This window comes from Pseudoalteromonas sp. SR44-5 (assembly GCF_014163675.1).
Classification (GTDB): domain Bacteria; phylum Pseudomonadota; class Gammaproteobacteria; order Enterobacterales; family Alteromonadaceae; genus Pseudoalteromonas; species Pseudoalteromonas rhizosphaerae.
On record NZ_JACJDT010000026.1, the window covers coordinates 39388 to 61101 of the forward strand.

The window sequence follows — 21714 nt, forward strand, 5'->3', positions numbered from 1 at the left end:
GTGGCATTACCCAATAAAGTTAAAAAATTGCTCAGCGATGCTGAGCAATTAACCGATTATCGCGATTGTTCTAATTATTTTTATAAATGGTTACAAAACGAGTTTTCAAAACAGCCAGTCGGTAATTTGATTAATGCCCGGGCTGAGTTTATCGACCGCTTACTGATTAAACTGTTTCATGTTTATGATTTAGCCCATGAGCCAGATTTAGCCTTGATCGCCGTTGGCGGTTACGGCCGCGGTGAGCTGCACCCCTATTCAGATATCGATTTTTTACTGCTAGTTACTGAGCAACCTAGTGATGCAGTGTGTGAAAAAATCGGCCAATTTGTGACCATGCTATGGGATCTTAATTTAGAAATTGGCCACAGTGTGCGTACCATTGAGCAAGCGATTGAGCAAAAACGTGCCGACGTAACTTTTGCCACTAGCTTGCTTGAAAGTCGACTACTGTTCGGTAATCACATTGAATATGAAAAACTCAAAGAGCATATTCTTGATACGCCTGTATGGCACTCTGACGAATTCTTTTTAGCAAAAGTACATGAGCAACAACTGCGTCATAAAAAATGTCACGGTACAGCATACAACCTCGAACCAAATATCAAAGAAAATCCCGGTGGCCTGCGAGATCTGCAAACCATCATTTGGGTTGCTAAAAAACATTTTAGAGCCGAAACCTTACAAGAGCTTATTAGCCACGGCTATCTCACTCATGAAGAATACCAAGAGCTGTTGGAGTGTTTAGAAAATCTCTGGAATATCCGTTTTGCGCTGCATTTAGCGGCTGGACGCTCTGAGAACCGGTTGTTATTTGATCATCAACCACTGGCTGCTGATTTACTTGGCTTTGGTAGCGATGGTAAAGCCTCAGTTGAGCGGATGATGAAGCGATTATTTAGGATCATGAGCCGGGTCCGTGAGCTAAATCAAATGTTGTTATCATATTTTGAACAAAGCATTTTACCGGAAAGTAACGAACAAGCAGTGGTTGAACTCGATCGTAATTTCGAACGTGTTGGCCATCAAATTAGGGTAAAAAATCCGTCCGTGTTCTTTCGCCGTGATCAACTATTTGTATTGTTCGAACACATTGCCGATAACCCTGAAATTACCCATATTTACCCAAGTACTATCCGTACCATCCGCCAAGTGCGCCGTCGTCTGTTAGGAGATTTGCAAGATTATGCCGCCTGTCGTGAAGCCTTTTTACGGCTAATTAAACACCCTAACGGCATGGGCCGTGCATTTACTTTAATGCACAAGCACGGCATGCTTGCCGCTTATTTACCCCAGTGGCGAAACATTTTTGGACAGATGCAATTTGACTTATTTCACGCTTATACTGTGGATGAACATACTCATAAGTTGATCAATAACATTTATCAATATTTTGATAAAGCAAACGTCAGTGAGTTTCCTATTTGTTGTGAAATAGTCACCCGCATGGACAAGCCCGAGCTACTGTATTTAGCAGGCATCTTCCATGACATTGCCAAAGGCCGTGGCGGCGATCACTCAGAACTCGGTGCTGTTGATGCCATTGCTTTTGCCAAATTACATCGTTTTTCAACTTCCGATGGCAAATTGATTGCTTGGCTAGTTAGTAACCATTTACTTATGTCTGTAACTGCACAGCGCAAAGATATTAATGACCCAGATGTGATCAAAGACTTTGCTACTCGAGTTAAAACCGAACGACAACTTGATTACCTATACTGCTTAACCGTCGCAGATATTCGCGCCACTAACGACAACTTGTGGAATGATTGGAAAAACACCTTGTTGCGTGAGCTTTACCTGCATACTCAAAGGGCGTTACGGTTAGGCCTTGAAAATCCTATGGATCAGCGCGACCAAATTCGCGATAAAAAGCATCAAGCCAAACAACGGTTAATCAACAATGGCTATGATGAAAATCAGATTGATTTAATTTGGAGCCGTTTTAAAGCAAATTACTTTACGGCCTTTAGTGAACAACAACTATCATGGCACACCGAACATTTACTAAACTGCGTTGATTTAAGCCAACCCAGTGTTGCGGTATCAAATACAGCCATGCACGGCGGTACACAGATTTTTGTTTATAGCCCCTACTCCGGCGGTTTATTTGCCCGTTTAGTAAGTGTGATCGGCTCTAAAAAAGCGCAAATTCAACATGCTCAAGTGCTCACCACTCGCGACGGCTATGTGCTGTTTAGCTTTGTAGTACTTGAAGTCAGTGGCGACCCGATTGCCAGCGCTCAAGCGCAGTCAATCAAACGCGGCCTTGATCAAGCGCTTGCTGATCCGAAAAAGAAAATTCGCTTTAAAAAGAATCGCTCACAACGCTTTAAAGATTTTAATATTAAACCAAAAATTATCCTGCGCCCTCACCCGCGTAAAGACCGCAGCTTAATCGAAATTCAAGCGGTAGATATTCCTGGCTTATTAACCAAAATTGCCGAAGTGTTTCAAGCCCATTTATTACATATACACGCCGCGCGGATCACCACCGTAGGTGAACGTGCAGAAGATTTCTTCGTGGTATCGAATAACGAATACCAAGCTCTTACCGACGAAGAACAAGCAAAAATTCATCAAGCATTGCGTAAAAAACTCAACGCAGAAACCGAATAAGAGGATCTTATGTCAGATTTAAAAACCACCATTGAAAACGCCTGGGATAACCGTGATAGCATCAGCCCGAGCACAGTACCTAGTGATGTAAAACAAGCCATAATCGATGTACTTGAGCTACTTGATAGTGGTGCCGCACGCGTTGCTGAAAAAATCAGTGGTGAGTGGGTTGTCCATCAATGGCTAAAAAAAGCCGTGTTACTGTCGTTTCGTATTCGTGACAATCAACCAATGAACGACGGCGTAAACCAGTTTTATGACAAAGTACCACTTAAATTTAGCGACTATACACCGGAGCAATTTCAGCAAGGTGGCATGCGCGTTGTACCAAACGCTGTTGCCCGTAAAGGCAGCTTTGTCGGTAAAAATGTAGTATTGATGCCATCATATGTAAACATTGGTGCTTACGTTGATGATGGCACTATGGTTGATACATGGGCCACTGTAGGCTCGTGTGCACAAATTGGTAAGAACGTACACTTGTCAGGAGGTGTTGGCATAGGTGGCGTTTTAGAGCCATTACAAGCCAATCCTACTATCATTGAAGATAACTGTTTTATTGGTGCACGCTCTGAAATTGTAGAAGGCGTGATCGTTGAAGAAGGCGCTGTTATTTCAATGGGTGTTTACATCAGCCAAAGTACTCGCATTTACGACCGCGAAACTGGCGAGATCCACTACGGCCGCGTACCAGCAGGTGCTGTGGTTGTTCCAGGCGCACTGCCATCAAAAGACGGTACTCACAGCTTGTACGCTGCAATTATCGTGAAAAAAGTAGATCAGCAAACCCGCGAAAAAGTAGGGATTAATGCATTATTGAGATCGATAGACGAATAATAGAGAGCTGAAAAGTTCTAACCGATAAGCTGATTGACATTAACAATAAATAAATGAAAGCCCTAAATCTATATAGATCTAGGGCTTTTTCTATCTGTGTTATTTTCTCTTTTATGATAAATATCACCTTTAAATACAACATACTTGATAGCTAAGAAGTTATTCTGGTTTATTAGCTTTGATTTGTATGACTGCGGCAACTATAATTATCAATTACATCATTAAGTAATTGAGATCAAGTTGTTACGGCTTTTCGTTATATATTGGTTCCTGTTACTTGGTTTTCAGCAAGCTTTTGCTACTGAACTAAGCACTTTTGAAAATAAGTTAAACGAAGCTGAAGACTACCTTGTGGTCAACCCAGCGCAATCTATTATTATTCTTGAAAATCTTGACGATATCGATAAAGTTTTACCTGAGTTATTTATTCGTTGGCATCTTATTAACGCCCGAGCAGCCGTTCCGACCAGCCAATTTGACCGCCTTCATCAGTCTGTAGATGCGATATTTAGTCAGCAGCAAGCCCCTTATTTCAAAAAGAGAATAACGTCTATTATGAGTGCGTTAGGTATTTGGCTACGCTATGCAGAGTATTTAGACGATGCCCAACTAAGTTTTCAATGTGGTTATAAATACGCTGAAAATGATCGTCAACGCTTGACGCTTACCAACAGTATGGCACTGGTCGCTATGGCAAAATAACAATGACGAAGCGCGTAACCTATATGCCGAAAGCTATAATTTCACGGTGCGTTTAAACCTCCCTAACGTTGTCGCCATGATAGAAAGTAACTTAGGCTATTTGGCACTTGATGAGAATAAAATCCCAGAAGCTGAACATTATTTTCGTAGTGCCTTAAGCCGTTATCAAATTATTGACAAGCGAGCGGGACAAATTTCTGCAGGATTAAATCTGTTAATGGTATTTTTGATCCAAGATCAAACAATAAACTTTGAAAGATTATACGGACCCACATCCACTTTAACCCATGCCTTTCCCAATGAGGCTAAACAAGCTTTATTACTGTGGCTGGAAATGCGTTTTAAAAAACTTAAAGGAAATTATGTTAGCCGAAAGGACGTAGCACAATTGCAAATAGCTTACGAGCAATTAGAAAGCGATCAAATGAAAACCTTTGTACACCGTTACTTTGCTAAAAAGCTCGAAGTCCCTATCGTACCACCAAAGAAAATCCCCCCTAAAAAGTTTACTCGTTCTTGGTTTGAGTTAGTTAAAAAATGTCAGTGGTAATTGTTGGTGGCACTTTACAACATTTCCCTTTTTTCTTATTACCAACTGGGCGGATTTAATTCGCAGCGCTGGGGTTCACGCCTGAGCAATTTGGTTATAGTGAGATTTTTTTGGGACTTGGCTCACTGCTGGGGAGTTACCTTAACAACGGCTTGCTGGCGAAGCATGTGTCGCAGCATTTGCTGTTGCAAGCTGCCGCGACTTTACTCACGTTGGGTGCTGTCGGTGTTTACCTAATACAAGATTCGATTTGGTTTATCACACAGTGCATTAAGCACTATAGTCGTTGAACAAATCGATTGAATTTAGTGGCGCGGCAACGAGCTGATCTTGGGATAGATGTTAAGTTCATTTTTAAACGATAGTCAGGTTATACCAATCGTGTAAAGTTACTGACCATTTATAACTACAGATAAATGCAGTGATAACAAGGCATAAATTTTGACATGCAGTTGTTCTACTTGAAAAAATTATAACGCAGTTAGCGCTTTATTTAGCTCGCTAGGGTGGTTAAATATTTAAGTCGATTGGTATTAAGTACTCTTTACCACTTCGCATAGTGGTCTTCGGTAAATCCCCATTCGCCGTTAAGTGTGATAACTTCGTCTGCAAGAGTTATTTCACCATAGTAACGGCCGAAGTGTTGAGTGAAGTTAGTCGCGATAATAATTAAGTTGGTTTTATCTTGGCGTTTACCTATTGGTTCGAAGTATAAATTGATGATACCGTCGTTTGAACGCAGCCGCCATTTACTCGTTGCTTTAGCATTACCATAGCGCTCAAATTGAAAATCGACCATATCAATTTTATAAAGCGTGCCATCGAGCCACAAGGCGTTTTCGGTAAAACCTGTTTCAATAACCCCCGCACTTAAATTTAAACCTAAGCGGCGGCCATCAGCTAATGTGCAGGCTAAACTCCCCCAGTTCCAAAAGGTTTCGCGACGCATGAAACCCGCGCTCCAATCAACACTTGCCAGTATTTTAAGCTCTTCAAATACATATTTGTTACCACGCCACTGAAGTGTTCCAGTACAGGGTAATGCGGCAGTTTTTTGGGTAAAATGAAAGCCTGTAAAACCGGCACGAACACACACCGCAAGCGGGTTATAATTTATCGATTCATCAATACAGGCACTAATTTTCAGCCCGGACTTTAAATTTACCTCTACCGAGCGTATTTGCGGCTTAGCGGTTGTATTAATAGTTACGCTGTTACGCCCTTTTCGAAAAGTCGCTTGCCCGGTGTTTGGTGTGCTATCAATACACGTATTTAAAGCCAGTAAGCTGATAAAACTGACTTCATCGAATTCTGTCGTTTGTGGGTCGTATACATATACAAAACAGTGACTCGCAATTTTTAAATCAACGATCGCTAAACCAATAATTAACTGCTCGCAACTCAAACTAATAAATTGAAATTGATTAAAGCTTAACTTTTTAAAAAGCGTACTTCTGGATTTACCCATAGTACTACGCAGGTCAAAATCCAAGTAATTGATGTCATCTACTCCATCTGGAAAAATACCAAAGTCGACTTGTCCATCTTGGTCGATCAACTCTTTTTTAGCCATATAAAAAGCTTCCTTTAGTATCTAAAATACAATCATTCGCTTATTAACCTCGTACAGTAAACCTACAAACGCAAATAATATAAATTTATCATGCTGATATTAAATTTAGCTCAGAGCAACTTAAAGCTTACCGTTTAAAACTTAACACATTACAGCCAAATCCACTGATATCTATTGGTTTAATTTGTTCGCCTTTACCACTGTGATCGTCATGCTTGATGATTAAGGTATTCGCTTTTTCACTAAATGTGAACGACCCTAACCAATCGAGGGTGGCTATCGGTGTTAAAGTATAAAAGCCATTTTTATCAGTGCATTGATAAGAAAAATAATGCGTTGCTTTGCCAAACGCGCCAACATCCGAGGTATACACACTAATATTCCCCTGTTGCCGGTAGTCGTCGGCTTGAGTGCCAACCACTAGATACAATGCACTAATGATTGCTAGGACAATAAATTGGATCCCTGCCAATATAAAAAAGCTGATATCAAATAATTTAGCATACCAAACTCGGGGCTCGTCATGATGGGGATGACCGTGGCTTGCTAATAAAAAGCCACCGATAGTCACCAATATTAATTTAATCGGCATCATATAAGCACTGAGTAAATACATGCTTTTTGCATTATGCCATTGCAGCCCAAAAGCCGTTGGTATAAATAAACTATCTAGCAACGGCAATAATATCAGCAAGCACGCGATAATAAGTTTTTTATGTTTTAGCATTTATAAGTGATGGCAGTTGATGATAGGTTTGAGTGTACAAATAAAAACCGTTAATAAAAAGCCCGTTAAAGTAACTTAACGGGCTGATATTAATCTTCAATCTTCAATCTTCAATCTTCAAAAAATTAATCGTCTTCGATGTTATCCAAACCTTTGGTGCCGTCTTTGGCTTTTAGTTTATGGTGTATTGCTGATTTTATTAGCATGTAACCGCTGATCGGTGCGGTGATCAATAAGAAAATTGAGATCAATAATTCTTTGACACTAACGCCATCTTGCGTGTTGCTAAAAAATATCATCGCGGCGATTAGCATTCCAGCCATGCCAAGGGTTGTAGCTTTTGTAGGACCATGCAGACGCATAAAAAAGTCCGGCATTTTGATAAGGCCTATCGAGCCTATTAATATAAATGCACCACCGATTAATAATAATATAGAAACTATCCATTCACTGATCATGTTATTACCCTTTATTCGATGATGTCGCCACGTAACAAGTACTTACATACCGCTACTGTACTTACAAAGCCAAGCATCGCGATTAACAGTGCAGCTTCAAAATACAACCCTGTGCCCATACTCATACCGTATAAAATAATTAACGCTATGGTATTAATATACATAGTATCTAGCGCTAAAATGCGGTCAGGTACAGAAGGGCCTACCACCAAACGCCATAAGTTAAGCAGTAACGATAAACCAATCATTGCAAAAACAATTAAAAAGACCGTTTCTAACATTGAAATATCTCCTTAAGAGGTGCTTCGTAACGTTGTTTAATGGTGTCGATCAATGCTTGTTCGTCATCTAAATCTAATACATGAATAAGCAAATAACGCTGCGTTGGTTGCTCACCCTCAGCGAGAGATTCAGGTATCGGATATACCTCTGCACTTACGGTGCCCGGTGTGAGCGATACTGTGCTTGCCAAAATAGTGATAGGCATAGCATGACTGAGCTCTATTGGTACTTTTACAAACGCGGGACGCAGTTTTTTAACTGGCCCAAGAATAAGCAATGCGACTTGCATATTGGCGGTAATAATGTCGTACATCACGATGATTAACTGCTTTAGCGCTAAACCGGGCTTAATAATAAGCGGTTGTGGTTCGCGAAATGGAAAACTGACTAAAGGAATTAAAATAGCGAATATCACAGCCAACACTATATGACCTGCCGATACGCTGTTATTAAGTAGCAGCCATACGACAAACAATAATGCACTGCGAAAAGGTGTTGGTAACCAACGAAAACGTGATTCTAAACGCATTATAAGCCCCCTCCAAGTACCGTATTGATACCACCGGTAATATCATGCAATTGCGTAGCAGCAGCAATCATATATTCACTTACTGCGCCGCCAAAGATCACTAACAAAGGCGAACAAACTAATAAAGCAATTATTGCCGTGACCTGCAATGGATGCGCTTTTACTCCTTCAGTCGGTTCACTGTCTTGGTGTTTGCGTTCCCAAAACAAGGTAGTACCCGCTCGAGATAATGCGACCAATAATGCAAAGCTGGCAAGCAAGTAAACAGGCCAAAATAGCAATGCTTTTTCGCTATCTAAGGTGGTTTTTAAAATCCACACTTTACCAATAAACCCTGACAGTGGTGGCATGCCGACTACAGCTAAAGCAGCAATAATAAAGCACGTGCCTAATAAGTATGGTTGCGCTACGCCGCGTCCTGGCGCAAAACGATCCGCAACTTTACCACGCTGATGAGCAATTAGGTCGGCCACTAAAAATAAGGCCGCGCACACTAAGGTTGAATGCACTAAGTAATACAACAGCGCCGCTGTGGCATTAATGTTTTGTAATGCGACTAAGGCGACTAACGTCCCCACCGATACAATCACTAAATTAGCAGTGAGCTTACGTAAATCTTGCGCGGCAACAACACCAATGGAGCCAACTATAATAGTTGCAACGGCCAAGCCCCACAACCATGGTTGTGCCATGTGTGCAAGTTGTCCTGCTTCATCACCAAAGATAACGGTATAGACACGCAGCATTGCGTATACACCCACTTTAGTCATAATTGCGAATAATGCTGCCACCACAGGCATTGCACTAGCGTAAGTATTGGGTAACCATAAGTGCAGTGGTAACAATGCGCCTTTTAGCGCAAAAACAACCAGCAGTAATAACCCACCAATTTTTGCAAGGTAGACGTCATCGCCCTGTAACTGCGACACTTTTTGTGCCATATCGGCAATATTCAAGGTGCCTAATACACCATATAAAATACCCAGTGCAATCAAAAAAACACTCGATCCAATCAGGTTTAAACTCACGTATTGAATGGCTGATCGCGTTTTGTGTTTATCACCGTCATGCATTAGTAATGAGTAGGAAGCAATTAACAGCACTTCAAAAAATACAAACAGGTTGAATAAATCCCCTGTTAAAAACGCACCGTTAACACCCAGTACCAAAAAGTGTACTAAAGGATGAAAAAAGCCCCCTTTTTCATCATCTCCCATACAGCTGTAAACAGTAACAGCCAAACCTAGAAATGACGTTAGTAACACCAGTAGGACTGACACTAAATCAGCAACCAGCACGATCCCAAATGGGGCTTGCCAGCCGCCGATGGCATACACAATAATGCCTGACTGGAAAACTTGCCATAATAATAGCGCACTGACGAAAGTGTTTAATAATGCCATGACTACAGAGGTAACACGACGAATAGGAATACTTTTCCCACAGGGAGGTAACAGTAAAATAATGCCGGCAAGCATAGGTAATAAAATTGGCCAAGAAGCTAGATGCTGGATCATTTGTGCTCCTTGTGTTCAATTTTACCTAAGTGACCATCTACATGATCATTGCCTAAATCAGCACGACCACGAATTGCCAAAATCACGACAAAGGCGGTCATTGCAAAACCAATTACAATGGCAGTCAAAACTAAAGCTTGCGGCAGCGGATCGGCATAGTCAGTGCCAGTACCAAGCACGACGGCTTTATTAATAGTTAAGCGCCCCGCAGAGAATAAAAATAAGTTCACTGCGTATGACAGCATCGTTAACCCTAATACTACCGGAAAAGTCCGTGCTCTTAGGATCAAGTACACCCCACAAGTCACCAATACACCAACGCATGATGCGTATAACAGTTCCATTAAATATTTACCTCTTTCTTAGGTGTATCTGCGGTTAACTTACCTAGGCTTGCGAGTATCATTAAGGTCGCGCCGACTACGGTCATGTAAACACCTAAATCAAATACGATGGCACTGGCCAGTTCTACTTTGCCGATAAATGGCACATCAAAATATTCAAACCAAGTGGTTAAAAACGGTCGTCCAAATGCCCAACTTCCTAGCCCTGTTAACATTGCAATGGCGATACCCGAGGCAATGATCTTTCGATAGTTCACATCAAAGCGCTCAGAGATCCAAATTGAACCATGAGCCATATACTGCAAAATAAAGGCAATTGCAGTGACTAACCCGGCAATAAAGCCCCCACCAGGTAAGTTATGACCGCGCAAAAAGATATACGCAGAGACTAATAACGCCAATGGCAATAAACTTTGTGAAATACTGGCTAATAACAGTGGATGACGTTCTCGCGCCCAAGGGCGACCTTCACTGTCGCTGGCTGGCATAAACAATGGTAAATTAGTTAATACTTTATAAATACCTAACGCTGCAATACCCAGTACCGTGATTTCCCCTAGGGTATCAAAGCCCCTGAAATCAACCAAAATAACGTTTACGACGTTGGTACCGCCTCCGCCAGTTTTTGCATTGGCGATAAAGAAATCTGAAATTGACTCAAGCGGACGCGTTAATAATGCATAACAAATACTGGCAATAACCACCCCCACTGCTGAGGCAATCCCTAAATCACGTAAAATACGTAATGAACTCGACTCTTTAGGTGTGCGTTGCGGTAAGAAGAATAATGCCAGCATTAATAAAATGACTGTCACTACCTCTACGGTTAATTGTGTAAGCGCTAAATCGGGCGCTGAGAAGCGAGTAAATGCCACTGAAACCATTAACCCTACGATTGATATCATCAATAACGATACCATCCGTGAGCGATGCCAAATCACAGTGCTAATGGCACCGATGATCATTAAACCTGCACCAATGGCATTATGAAAATCGATCGGCGTACGTGGCGCAGTACCCGCCAAAGCGTTCATTTCAAACAATGGCCAACCAGCACACAACAATACGACCCCCAACATCACAACAATGTAACGTTGCAGAGAACCATTTTCGGTGCTGCTGATTTTTTCTTGACTCCACTTAATGATCGCATAGACAAACCGCTCAAAGGTTTTTTTAGCATTTAATGGAGGTAGTGATGCTTGAAACTTAAATAAGTGCTTACGCTGAATATATATAAATACACCGCCCACGACAGCCATCGCACTCATAAGCAATGGTAAATTAAAGCCATGCCAAATTGACAGTTTAAACTGTGGTGTCGCTTCCCCAAGAACTGCTAGCGACGCCGCTGACAAAATACCATCAACCACAAAGTTTGGAAACATACCGACTAGTAAACACAACACAACGAGTATTTCGATTGGCACACGCATATAGCGAGGAGGCTCATGCGGTGTTTTTGGTAAATTGATTGGGTCGCCATTAAAGAATACATCGTGAATAAAGCGTGCCGAATATGCCACAGAAAAAGCAGCCGCTAGAGTTGCTAATACAGGAATAAGCCACGACATAGAACCTAGTATTTGTTGATGTAAGGTTTCTGCAAAAAACATTTCTTTTGACAAGAAACCATTTAATAGCGGCACCCCAGCCATTGCCGCCGCCGCAACCATTGCCAGTGTCGCTGTATAAGGCATAAATCGCCACATACCATTGAGCTTACGCATATCTCGCGTACCAGTTTCATGATCAATAATACCGGTGGCCATAAATAATGACGCTTTAAACGTTGCATGGTTAATAATATGAAATATTGCCGCTACTGTGGCAAGTTCAGTATCTAACCCAAGTAATAAAGTGATCAAACCTAAATGACTAATGGTTGAATACGCCAGCAGCCCTTTTAAATCATGCTTAAATAAAGCGATGTAGGCGCCGACCAATAACGTTGTTAAGCCGGTCATGGCAACCAAAATAAACCAGATATCTGTTCCAGCTAACGCTGGATAAAAACGTGCAAGTAGGAAGATACCGGCTTTTACCATAGTCGCTGAATGCAAATAGGCACTCACTGGCGTTGGGGCTGCCATTGCGTGCGGTAACCAAAAATGAAATGGGAATTGAGCTGATTTAGTAAATGCACCTAGCAATACCAACACTAATGCAACTTCGTATAAGTCATGTGACTGGATCAATGTTTTGCTAGCTAAAATAACGTCTAGATCATAGCTACCAACAATATCACCAAGCAGAAGTAAGCCGCCTAGTAGAGCTAATCCGCCTGCTCCAGTGACTGCTAATGCCATACGTGCCCCTTTACGGGCCTCTGATTTATGCCACCAAAAACTGATTAACAAAAATGAGCTAATACTGGTTAATTCCCAAAACAGCCATAGTTGAATCACGTTATTCGACATCACAATACCGAGCATTGCAGTCATAAACAGCATTAAGTAACAGTATAATTTTGGCATCGAGTCATTATTACTTAGGTAATAACGGGTATAAAAAATAACCAGCAACCCGATCCCTAAGATCATAAAGATAAACAATAAGCTTAAGCCATCTAGGCGAAAAGCCAGCTCCATACCCAGCGCTGGTATCCATTGTGTGGTAAAGCGAATTGTCTCACCAGCTAAAACCGCTGGCGTGTGATAAATCGCAATTGCTAAGGCGCATAAAGGCGCTAGCATAGTTAAGCTCGTAGATTGATTACGAGTCAATTTGCCGGTGCAGGAAGAAATAACACTGCCAATTAAGGATAACAGGGGTATCCAGAGCAAAGTCATAGAGAGAAACCTTTTGAAGTCATAAGAGTATCAATACACTGCTAGTTAGTTTTAGTTTAGTACTGGTCATTTCGGATGGTTTTAATTTTAGCTTCAATAAACGCTTTATAGGTATATAGTTATACTGATCAGCGACGATTTTGTCTATAGTAAGCCCTTCTACCTGCTGTTATTTTGTACTATTTTAGTGCTGACAGCATATTATTTACAACTTTATCCCTCAATATTTTTTTTTGTCATTTTGTTTATAAAGTTCATAGGTGCTTTAAATTGCTGAAAATAGTCGCTAAATCGTAGTGGTTGATAGCTCGGATCAGTAATTTGTTGCAACCATAATTGTTGATAATGCACTGACAAAGGGATTTGTTGATATTGCATTATTGACCAGTTATGACTTGGTTTATATGCTTTAATTGGTGTTTGACAGCTATCACTTAGCTGCCAGCCAGCCGGTGGTGTAAGATCATTGGCAATAAAAAGGTTCGGCGCCACCAAGCCTTTTTGATTACATAACCACGCCTGCTTCGCTGCGGGTAATGGATACTCATCTTCAAAGCCGTTAAAGTGCATCAGCTCATGTAAAAATAAACCGTAATAACTCGCCGAGTTTAAGTGCATTATGCCACCTTGCACATTGCCTGAGCCAGTTGCGGTCATCATCACTATAAAATCAAAGCCCGTTGGCCAAGCTTTATTGTGAGCTAAAGGCTGCCAATCACATTTAGCGGCATGTTGCGGCTGTTGTTGGCAGTTTATGGAGTCCCCTAAATAAATCGGCTTACTAAAACAAAAACTGCCTGAGCTCGGTTGGGGGTGTTGTTGATAACGAATTTTAAATGCATTAAGTTTTGCTAAACCTTGGCGATGATCTGTCATCATCAACACATTAAACTGACACTGCGGTTGCGCTTGCAGCTGTGAAAAGGATAATAAAAATCCCTCATGACTGGCAAAGCTTTGGTCAATACTCGCCGGTGTGGCGCCATGGTGTAATTTTAATTGTTCTGCCGCATGACTTGCAGGCAACAGGTGTTGCTCTGCCAGTGATGTTAAATCATCCCAACGTTCTGATTGCAGTAACAATGCACTGAGTCTGCGGCGCTTATCAACACTTTGCTGAGCCACGCTAACACGCCAAAAAGGTAAAGCCGATTGTGCTTGATCATTTGTTAGTAACCGCAGTGCCCAAGCAAATTGTGCATCTGTAACAGCATTTATAGCTAATAAGTATAAGGTAGCATCAGTCAATGAATTAAGCTGAGCATTAAAATCGTCAATAAAACGATAATAACTAATAAGAATAGAATCTGGGGTATGTTTTACATGCCAAAAGGCAATATCGCGATGCTGATTAACTGAGCTTGGTAAATATCCCAAACTCAGCATAACAACAACACTAATAAATAATTTAACTGTCGTTTTCACCAGCCATTAACTCAAGCTCTAAACGGGCATATTTATATTCCACAAACTCATGCACATTGGTGGCAAGTGCTAAACGAAAGAAATCTGCGGCTTGATAATCAAGCCCTTTAGCTTGATATATTTTAGCTAAATAAAAGTAAGCTTCGCATAGCCGCTGCGCATATTCTTGTTCAGTTTTAACACCATCGGCAAGACTTGTTAAAAAGCTCTGCTCGCTCATATCGCCCAAATAAAGTGATATTAAACTATACGCCCATTGGCTATCATCCAGCCCTTGTGCATTGCTTTTTAAGTTTGCTAAAGCTTGCACAGGATCAGCGCTTGCTTGCGCTAGATAAAGCCATAACACCCGGTAAGGATCACTTGGCGAACGAGATAAAAACTCTTTAAGATCAGCTGCTGCAAGATTTGCTCTATCGCCATAGTAAAGAGCAATACCACGATTTAAGTAGGCATATTCGTGTTGCTCATTGAGTTCTAACGCTGAATCAAAAAATTCATAGGCTTTTTCAAATTGTTGCATCAAGGTATGGTGAATACCTAAAAAGTTATACACTTCGGCTAAATCGGGCTTCAATTGCACAGCACGATTAAAATCAATCCGCGCCAAGGTAGACATACCTAAACTATCAAATAATACGCCACGGTCATAAAATAATTTTGCTTGTTGATCTGGCGCTAGATCAGCACGATTTAATAATTCAGAATAACGAGCTATCGCTATTTCACTACGAAAATCAGACGCTAAAGGCGCAGTGAAAGGCACATTCACAATCGCAGTCGGTTGTGCTTGCGAAGTAGATTGACAGGCGCTTAAAGACAGAATAGCAAACGATGCCAAGGCTATGTGTTTAAGTATCATTAAAATCCTTTATACCAAGATAAGTAGCAAACTGATAGGACAAGTGTTATCCAAAGAGGTTTCATTAAAGCATAAAAAAAGAGGCTATACAGCCCCTTTTTATATTATCCAGAGAATATCTGGATTAAATATCAACAATTAAGCGTCAGTTGGTGCATCAGCTGCGGCAGCTGCTGATTCCATTGCTTCTTTGATACTTAAACGTACACGACCTTGACGGTCTACTTCTAGTACTTTAACTTTAACTTCTTGACCTTCAGATAGGTGATCTGTCACGTTATTTACGCGCTCAGTACTGATCTGAGAGATATGCACTAGGCCATCTTTACCAGGAAGAATGTTTACAAACGCACCGAAATCAACGATACGTACAACTTTACCTTCGTAGATAGTACCTACTTCTAGTTCAGCTGTTAATTGCTCAATGCGGCTAATTGCATTTGCTGCGCTTTCACCGTCTGTTGCTGCAATTTTGATTGTACCGTCATCACCGATTTCAATCGTAGTACCTGTTTCTTCAGTAAGTTGACGAATAGTTGCGCCGCCTTTACCGATAACTTCTGCGATTTTCTTCTGTGGTATCTTCATAGTGTAGATACGCGGAGCAAACATTGAAAGCTCTTCAGATGGTGCAGAAATCGCTTCGTCCATCACACCTAAGATGTGTAAACGTGCAGCTTTTGCTTGTTTAAGCGCAATTTGCATGATTTCTTGAGTGATACCTTCAATCTTGATATCCATCTGTAGTGCAGTGATACCTGCAGCAGTACCAGCTACTTTAAAGTCCATGTCACCTAAGTGATCTTCATCACCTAAGATGTCAGAAAGAACTACGAATTTTTCGTCTTCTTTAACTAGACCCATCGCGATACCCGCAACAGACGCTTTAATTGGCACACCCGCATTCATAAGTGCAAGTGAAGTACCACATACTGATGCCATTGAAGATGAACCATTTGATTCAGTGATCTCAGATACAACACGGATTGAGTAAGGGAACTCAGTCAATGTAGGCATTACAGCTTGGATACCACGCTTAGCTAGGTTACCGTGGCCGATTTCACGACGCTTAGGAGAACCTACAAAACCTGTTTCACCTACGCAGAACGGAGGGAAGTTATAGTTAAGCATAAAGTGGTTTTTGTGTGTGCCAGTTAAATCATCGATTAACTGTGAATCACGTTCTGTACCAAGTGTAGCAGTTACAAGTGCTTGAGTTTCACCACGCGTAAAGATTGCAGAGCCGTGAGTACGTGGCAATACGCCAGTCATTACGTCAAGTGCACGGATCATATCTGGTTCACGACCATCGATACGTTTTTCGCCAGCAGTGATGCGCCCACGTACGATTTTCTTCTCAAGAGAACCAAATACTTTGCCAACTTCTTGCTTGTCTAGTGACTCGCCTTCAGCAAGCTCAGCTGTTAATACAGCAACAACTTCGTCTTTAGCTACGCCAAGTGCTTCTTTACGAGCCACTTTATCAGTGATGCGGTAAGCTTCGCCTACTTTATCAGCTGCGATTGCTGCTACTTTATCTTCTAAAGCAACGTTCTTTTCAGGTGCTGCCCAATCCCATGTAGGCTTGCCAGCTTCTGCTTTGAATTCGTTGATTGCGTTGATGATAGCTTGAGATTGCTCATGACCATATACAACCGCACCTAGCATAACGTCTTCTGCAAGTACGTCAGCTTCTGATTCAACCATAAGTACTGCGTTATCAGTACCAGCAACAACTAAATCAAGTTGGCTTTCTTCAAGCTCTTTTAGCGTTGGGTTAAGTACGTATTCGCCGTTAATGTAACCAACGCGCGCTGCACCTATTGGACCACTGAATGGGATACCAGAGATAGCAAGTGCTGCTGAAGTACCGATCATCGCAACCATATCAGGTTGAATTTCAGGGTTAACAGAAACAACAGTAGCAATAACTTGTACTTCGTTTACAAAACCATTTGGGAAAAGTGGACGAATTGGACGGTCAATAAGACGTGCAATAAGTGTTTCACCGTCGTTTGGACGACCTTCACGCTTTAAGAAACCACCAGGGATACGACCTGCAGCGTACATACGCTCTTGGTAGTTAACTGTTAGTGGGAAAAAATCTTGGCCAGGTTGTGCTTCACGCTTACCAACAACAGTAACTAATACTGATGTGTCGCCAATACTTGCTAGTACTGCGCCGTCTGCTTGACGAGCGATTGCACCGGTTTCTAGGGTAACTGTATGTTGACCTAGTTGAAATTCTTTAATAATTGCTTGCACTTAAAATGTTCCTTAAATGTGTTCTAATAAGTTGCCATCAAAGTACCAATTACAGTACATAATTGTATTCAGTTGGAAATCAATTAAGTACTACAATTGGCAATGATGTGAATAAGCGTAGATAAACCTTTTTATCTACGCGCATAGTATATAACAAAGTAATGCAAAATTGCGAGCTTAGTCCCTAGATAAAAGTGGTGATAATAGGCGCGCTAAAAAGTGTGCTTTGCTGTCACTAACTATGTGGCTTTTATTTGATATTTCAAGAGAATTAATTGTTGTGGACAGAGAGAGTGAGAAATTTCAGGCACAAAAAAAGGAGCTATAAAGCTCCTTTCTATGTAATCTAGTTCTTAGCGACGTAGGCCAAGTTCTTGGATTAACGCAGTATAACGTGCAATGTCTTTACCTTTAAGGTAATCAAGCAGTTTACGGCGAGTGCTTACTTTACGAAGCAGACCACGACGTGAGTGGAAGTCATGCTTGTGATCAGCAAAGTGACCTTGAAGCTTGTTGATATCAAAAGTAAGAAGTGCAACTTGTACTTCAGGTGAACCAGTGTCGCCTTCTGCACGTGCGAATTTTGCGATGATATCGATCTTTTCTTGATTGCTTAGTGACATAGTAACTCCAAAAATAAAATTTAAAAGGTGTCTTAGCCGATCACTAATTCAGCCAAAACGATTAGCGGGCGTATTCTACCAGCTACGGCAATAACTACAAGCTAAACTTTACGCTGTTGTTTCTTGCTGATTTGATAAGCCACGTTTTGACTTTAAATGGCCATCAGGATTACGTTCACCAGTGCCAATAAACACACCATCAGCGAGCACTTTAATTGCCCCTTCTGGCAGTTCAATATCAAGTACAACCGCCTGACCATGGCTAAAAGAACTACCTTGCTCTTTACTGAGCTCAACCACAGGTAGACCAACTAATGCGGTGTCCATTGGCAGTAATAGTTCATCAAGATAAGTAGAAGGCGTAAGCTCTTCTTGTTTCGCTTTTACTAATAACGCTTCTAACTGCTCAAGTGACACCATTTTGTCAGCAGGGTAATGCCCTACCGCACTGCGATGCAACATGATCACATGCGCGCCACAACCCAGATTTTCGCCTAAGTCATCGACGATAGTACGAATATAAGTACCTTTTGAAACGTGGGCAGTCATTTGCACTTCGTTATTAGCTTCATCGAACTCATCTAGTGTTAAACTAAATACGTTGATTTTTCTGCACTTGCGAGGTACTTCAATGCCTTCACGCGCATATTTATATAAAGGTCGGCCTTCATATTTTAACGCTGAATACATTGACGGGTATTGATCTGATTCACCTAAAAACTTAGCAATTTCTTCGCTAAGTTGCTCAGCCGTCACATTGACATCTTTAGTACTGACAATTTCACCATCAGAATCTGATGTTGTCGTACGTTCACCTAATTTAGCGCGAACTACATAGGTTTTGTCAGTATCGAGTAAAAACTGAGTAAATTTAGTCGCTTCACCAAAACAGATAGGCAGCATACCCGTTGCAAGCGGATCAAGGGCACCGGTGTGCCCCGCTTTTTGTGCAAAATACACACTTTTAGCTTGCTGTAGCGCTTTATTTGATGAAATGCCTATTGGTTTGTTTAACAACAAAATACCGTCAACTGGACGGCCTTTACTGCGCTTTGCCATCTGTATTAGTGCCTTCTTCGCTGTCTGTTTCGTCGATATGCTCTGCATCATCTACGCTATCAACTTCGTCATCTACATGCTTTGCTTTATCTTCACGAATAATAGAATCAACAAGGTTTGAAATACGCATGCCTTCCATCAGTGAATTATCAACCACAAACTTAAGCTCTGGCATAATACGGGCACGAATGCGTTTGCCAAGTAGTGAGCGAATATAACCGGTCGCTTCATTTAATACTTTAGCACTTTGCTTTGCAGCATCTTCATCTTGGGTGTTAAACACAGTAATAAAGATTTTTGCATAAGATAAATCACGTGATACTTCTACAGCAGATACTGTAACCATACCTAAACGTGGATCTTTAATTTCGCGTTGTAAAATCACCGCAATTTCTTTTTGAATTTGCTGAGCAACACGATCAGTACGAGAAAACTCTCTCATTAGACTCTACTCTAAAAATTATAACTCATTGAGAAATATAAATAAGTTATTTAAATAATGGATACACAAATGGGGGCTGAGCCCCCATTTATTATCTTAGCTTACGAACAATTAAAGTGTACGTTGTACTTCAACTGTTTCGAATACTTCGATTTGGTCACCAACGCGAACGTCGTTATAGTTCTTAACGCCGATACCACATTCCATGCCGTTACGAACATCAGCAACATCGTCTTTAAAGCGACGAAGTGACTCAAGCTCACCCTCGTAGATAACCACGTTATCACGAAGTACACGAATTGGTGCGCTACGTTTAATAACACCTTCAGTAACCATACAACCAGCGATAGCGCCAATTTTAGGTGACTTGAACACGTCACGAACTTCAGCTAGACCAATGATCTCTTGCTTGAACTCTGGTGCTAACATACCAGACATAGCTTGCTTCACTTCGTCAATCAAGCTATAGATAACGCTGTAGTAACGTAAGTCTAAGTTCTCAGACTCAATTACTTTACGTGCCGATGCATCAGCACGAACGTTAAAACCAACCACGATTGCATTAGATGCTGCAGCAAGGGTTGCGTCAGTTTCAGTGATACCACCTACGCCTGAGCCTACAATCTTCACTTTAACTTCATCTGTTGACAGTTTAGTCAATGAATCAGAGATTGCTTCGATTGAACCTTGAACGTCTGCTTTAAGTACCACATTAACTTCAGACACATTGCCTTCAGTCATGTTAGTAAACATGTTTTCAAGCTTCGCTTTTTGCTGACGTGCTAGTTTAACATCACGGAATTTACCTTGACGGTAAAGTGCAACTTCACGGGCTTTACGCTCGTCTTTAACTACAGTTGCTTCGTCGCCCGCTGCTGGAATACCAGATAGACCTAAAATCTCAACTGGGATTGAAGGACCTGCAGACTTGATGTCTTTACCGTTTTCATCGCGCATTGCACGAACACGACCATACTCAAGACCACATAATACAATGTCACCTTGGTTAAGCGTACCAGATTGTACAAGGATAGAAGCAACTGGACCACGGCCTTTATCAAGACGAGATTCAATAACAACACCAGCAGCCATACCCACAGTTGGAGCAGTAAGTTCTAACAACTCAGATTGGTTTAATACCGCTTCAAGAAGGTCATCAATACCTAAACCAGTTTTAGCAGAAATATGCACATACTGTGTATCACCGCCCCACTCTTCAGGAATAACGTCTAGTTGAGCAAGCTCATTCTTAACGCGATCTGGGTCTACGCCTTCTTTATCCATTTTGTTAACAGCGATAATTAAAGGAACGCCAGCTGCACGCGCATGCTGAACCGCTTCTTTAGTTTGTGGCATTACACCATCATCTGCTGCAACCACTAGGATTACGATATCTGTTGCTTTAGCACCACGAGCACGCATTGACGTAAACGCCGCGTGACCTGGAGTATCCAAGAAAGTGATCATGTTACCATTTACGTCAACATGATAAGCACCGATATGCTGTGTGATACCACCGGCTTCGCCAGAGGCCACTTTTGCTGAACGAATATAATCAAGCGTTGACGTTTTACCGTGATCAACGTGACCCATTACAGTTACTACTGGCGCACGTGGCTCAGATTTACCATCTTCATGACGGTCATTTAGTACTGTTTGCTCTAATTCGTTTTCTTTAACAATGATAACTTTGTGGCCCATTTCTTCTGCAACTAACTGTGCAGCTTCTTGGTCGATCACTTGGTTAATGGTAACCATGTCACCCATTTTCATCATTGTTTTTACAACTTCAGCGCCCTTAACGGCCATGCGTGATGCAAGCTCAGCAACTGTAATTGTTTCGCTAATACGCACTTCGTTTTTCACGTCAACCGTTGGCTTTTGGAAGCCATGTTGTAATGAAGCTGGTGCTTTTAGCTTGCTTTTCTTGCCTCTCGAAGGAACAAATTTCTCCTTCGCTGGGGCTTTTTTCTTTTTCTTCGCACGGCGTGTGCCTTGCTCATCACGCGCATCAGCAACATCTTCTGCTTCACGTGCGTAAGTAGAAGTCGTAAGGTGGTGATCAGCGGTTTCTTCGCGCTTCTTACGTTCTTCTTCTTCTTTCTTCC

The 21714-nt window shown here is 41.5% G+C and carries 19 protein-coding genes; 4 read left to right on the forward strand and 15 right to left on the reverse strand.

The window, feature by feature from the left end; translation table 11 throughout:
- The 4 genes from glnD (at position 1) to H5154_RS23685 (ending at position 4708) form a co-directional block, all read left to right on the forward strand.
- Entirely contained in the window at positions 1-2619 is a 2619-nt protein-coding gene (gene glnD / locus H5154_RS14250; RefSeq protein WP_145240466.1) for a [protein-PII] uridylyltransferase, read from the forward strand.
- A 9-nt stretch (positions 2620-2628) separates the two neighbouring features.
- Positions 2629-3456 carry a 2,3,4,5-tetrahydropyridine-2,6-dicarboxylate N-succinyltransferase gene (dapD, locus tag H5154_RS14255; protein WP_145240464.1) on the forward strand — a complete coding sequence of 276 codons (828 nt, stop codon included), beginning with the start codon at positions 2629-2631 and terminating at the stop codon, positions 3454-3456.
- 240 nt (positions 3457-3696) lie between these two features.
- Complete coding sequence (locus H5154_RS23680; protein WP_259398513.1) at positions 3697-4158, forward strand: hypothetical protein; 462 nt, start codon at positions 3697-3699, stop codon at positions 4156-4158.
- A gap of 76 nt (positions 4159-4234) precedes the next feature.
- A complete protein-coding gene (locus H5154_RS23685; protein ID WP_259398514.1) occupies positions 4235-4708 on the forward strand; it encodes a hypothetical protein in 474 nt (157 codons plus the stop codon).
- 544 nt (positions 4709-5252) lie between these two features.
- On the opposite strand, the gene H5154_RS14265 is transcribed toward H5154_RS23685, so the two are convergent.
- The 15 genes from H5154_RS14265 to infB all read right to left on the reverse strand — a co-directional run.
- Positions 5253-6281 (reverse strand): DUF2804 domain-containing protein, encoded by a 1029-nt coding sequence (locus tag H5154_RS14265; RefSeq protein WP_182718690.1) that lies wholly within the window; start codon positions 6279-6281, stop codon positions 5253-5255.
- A 127-nt stretch (positions 6282-6408) separates the two neighbouring features.
- Entirely contained in the window at positions 6409-7008 is a 600-nt protein-coding gene (locus tag H5154_RS14270) for a hypothetical protein (RefSeq protein WP_182718691.1), read from the reverse strand.
- Between the two features lie 125 nt (positions 7009-7133).
- Complete coding sequence (locus H5154_RS14275) at positions 7134-7466, reverse strand: Na+/H+ antiporter subunit G (protein WP_182718692.1); 333 nt, start codon at positions 7464-7466, stop codon at positions 7134-7136.
- A gap of 11 nt (positions 7467-7477) precedes the next feature.
- The gene (locus H5154_RS14280; RefSeq protein ID WP_016707651.1) at positions 7478-7747 is read right to left on the reverse strand and encodes a K+/H+ antiporter subunit F; all 270 of its coding nucleotides are present in this window, start codon (positions 7745-7747) and stop codon (positions 7478-7480) included.
- Positions 7741-8277: a Na+/H+ antiporter subunit E gene (locus H5154_RS14285; RefSeq protein WP_145240454.1), complete on the reverse strand. Its 537-nt coding sequence runs from the start codon at positions 8275-8277 to the stop codon at positions 7741-7743. Before H5154_RS14285 ends, H5154_RS14280 begins: the two co-directional genes overlap by 7 nt.
- Positions 8277-9794, reverse strand: a complete 1518-nt coding sequence (locus tag H5154_RS14290) for a monovalent cation/H+ antiporter subunit D (protein WP_182718693.1) — start codon at positions 9792-9794, stop codon at positions 8277-8279. Before H5154_RS14290 ends, H5154_RS14285 begins: the two co-directional genes overlap by 1 nt.
- Positions 9791-10138 carry a Na+/H+ antiporter subunit C gene (locus H5154_RS14295; RefSeq protein WP_145240450.1) on the reverse strand — a complete coding sequence of 116 codons (348 nt, stop codon included), beginning with the start codon at positions 10136-10138 and terminating at the stop codon, positions 9791-9793. The genes H5154_RS14290 and H5154_RS14295 overlap by 4 nt, the downstream gene beginning before the upstream one ends.
- A complete protein-coding gene (locus H5154_RS14300; protein ID WP_149983002.1) occupies positions 10138-12930 on the reverse strand; it encodes a monovalent cation/H+ antiporter subunit A in 2793 nt (930 codons plus the stop codon). Before H5154_RS14300 ends, H5154_RS14295 begins: the two co-directional genes overlap by 1 nt.
- 213 nt (positions 12931-13143) lie before the next feature.
- Entirely contained in the window at positions 13144-14355 is a 1212-nt protein-coding gene (locus tag H5154_RS14305; protein WP_182718694.1) for a hypothetical protein, read from the reverse strand.
- Positions 14339-15217 (reverse strand): lipoprotein NlpI, encoded by an 879-nt coding sequence (gene nlpI / locus H5154_RS14310; RefSeq protein ID WP_182718695.1) that lies wholly within the window; start codon positions 15215-15217, stop codon positions 14339-14341. The genes H5154_RS14305 and nlpI overlap by 17 nt, the downstream gene beginning before the upstream one ends.
- 138 nt (positions 15218-15355) lie before the next feature.
- Positions 15356-17482 carry a polyribonucleotide nucleotidyltransferase gene (gene pnp, locus H5154_RS14315; RefSeq protein ID WP_145240442.1) on the reverse strand — a complete coding sequence of 709 codons (2127 nt, stop codon included), beginning with the start codon at positions 17480-17482 and terminating at the stop codon, positions 15356-15358.
- A 353-nt stretch (positions 17483-17835) separates the two neighbouring features.
- Positions 17836-18105: a 30S ribosomal protein S15 gene (gene rpsO / locus H5154_RS14320; protein ID WP_016707659.1), complete on the reverse strand. Its 270-nt coding sequence runs from the start codon at positions 18103-18105 to the stop codon at positions 17836-17838.
- 108 nt (positions 18106-18213) lie between these two features.
- Positions 18214-19164 (reverse strand): tRNA pseudouridine(55) synthase TruB, encoded by a 951-nt coding sequence (truB, locus tag H5154_RS14325; protein WP_145240440.1) that lies wholly within the window; start codon positions 19162-19164, stop codon positions 18214-18216.
- Positions 19148-19606 (reverse strand): 30S ribosome-binding factor RbfA, encoded by a 459-nt coding sequence (gene rbfA, locus H5154_RS14330; protein ID WP_145240438.1) that lies wholly within the window; start codon positions 19604-19606, stop codon positions 19148-19150. Before rbfA ends, truB begins: the two co-directional genes overlap by 17 nt.
- 111 nt (positions 19607-19717) lie before the next feature.
- Positions 19718-21714: translation initiation factor IF-2 (infB, locus tag H5154_RS14335; RefSeq protein WP_182718696.1), on the reverse strand; the 1997-nt coding region annotated here is incomplete at its 5' end.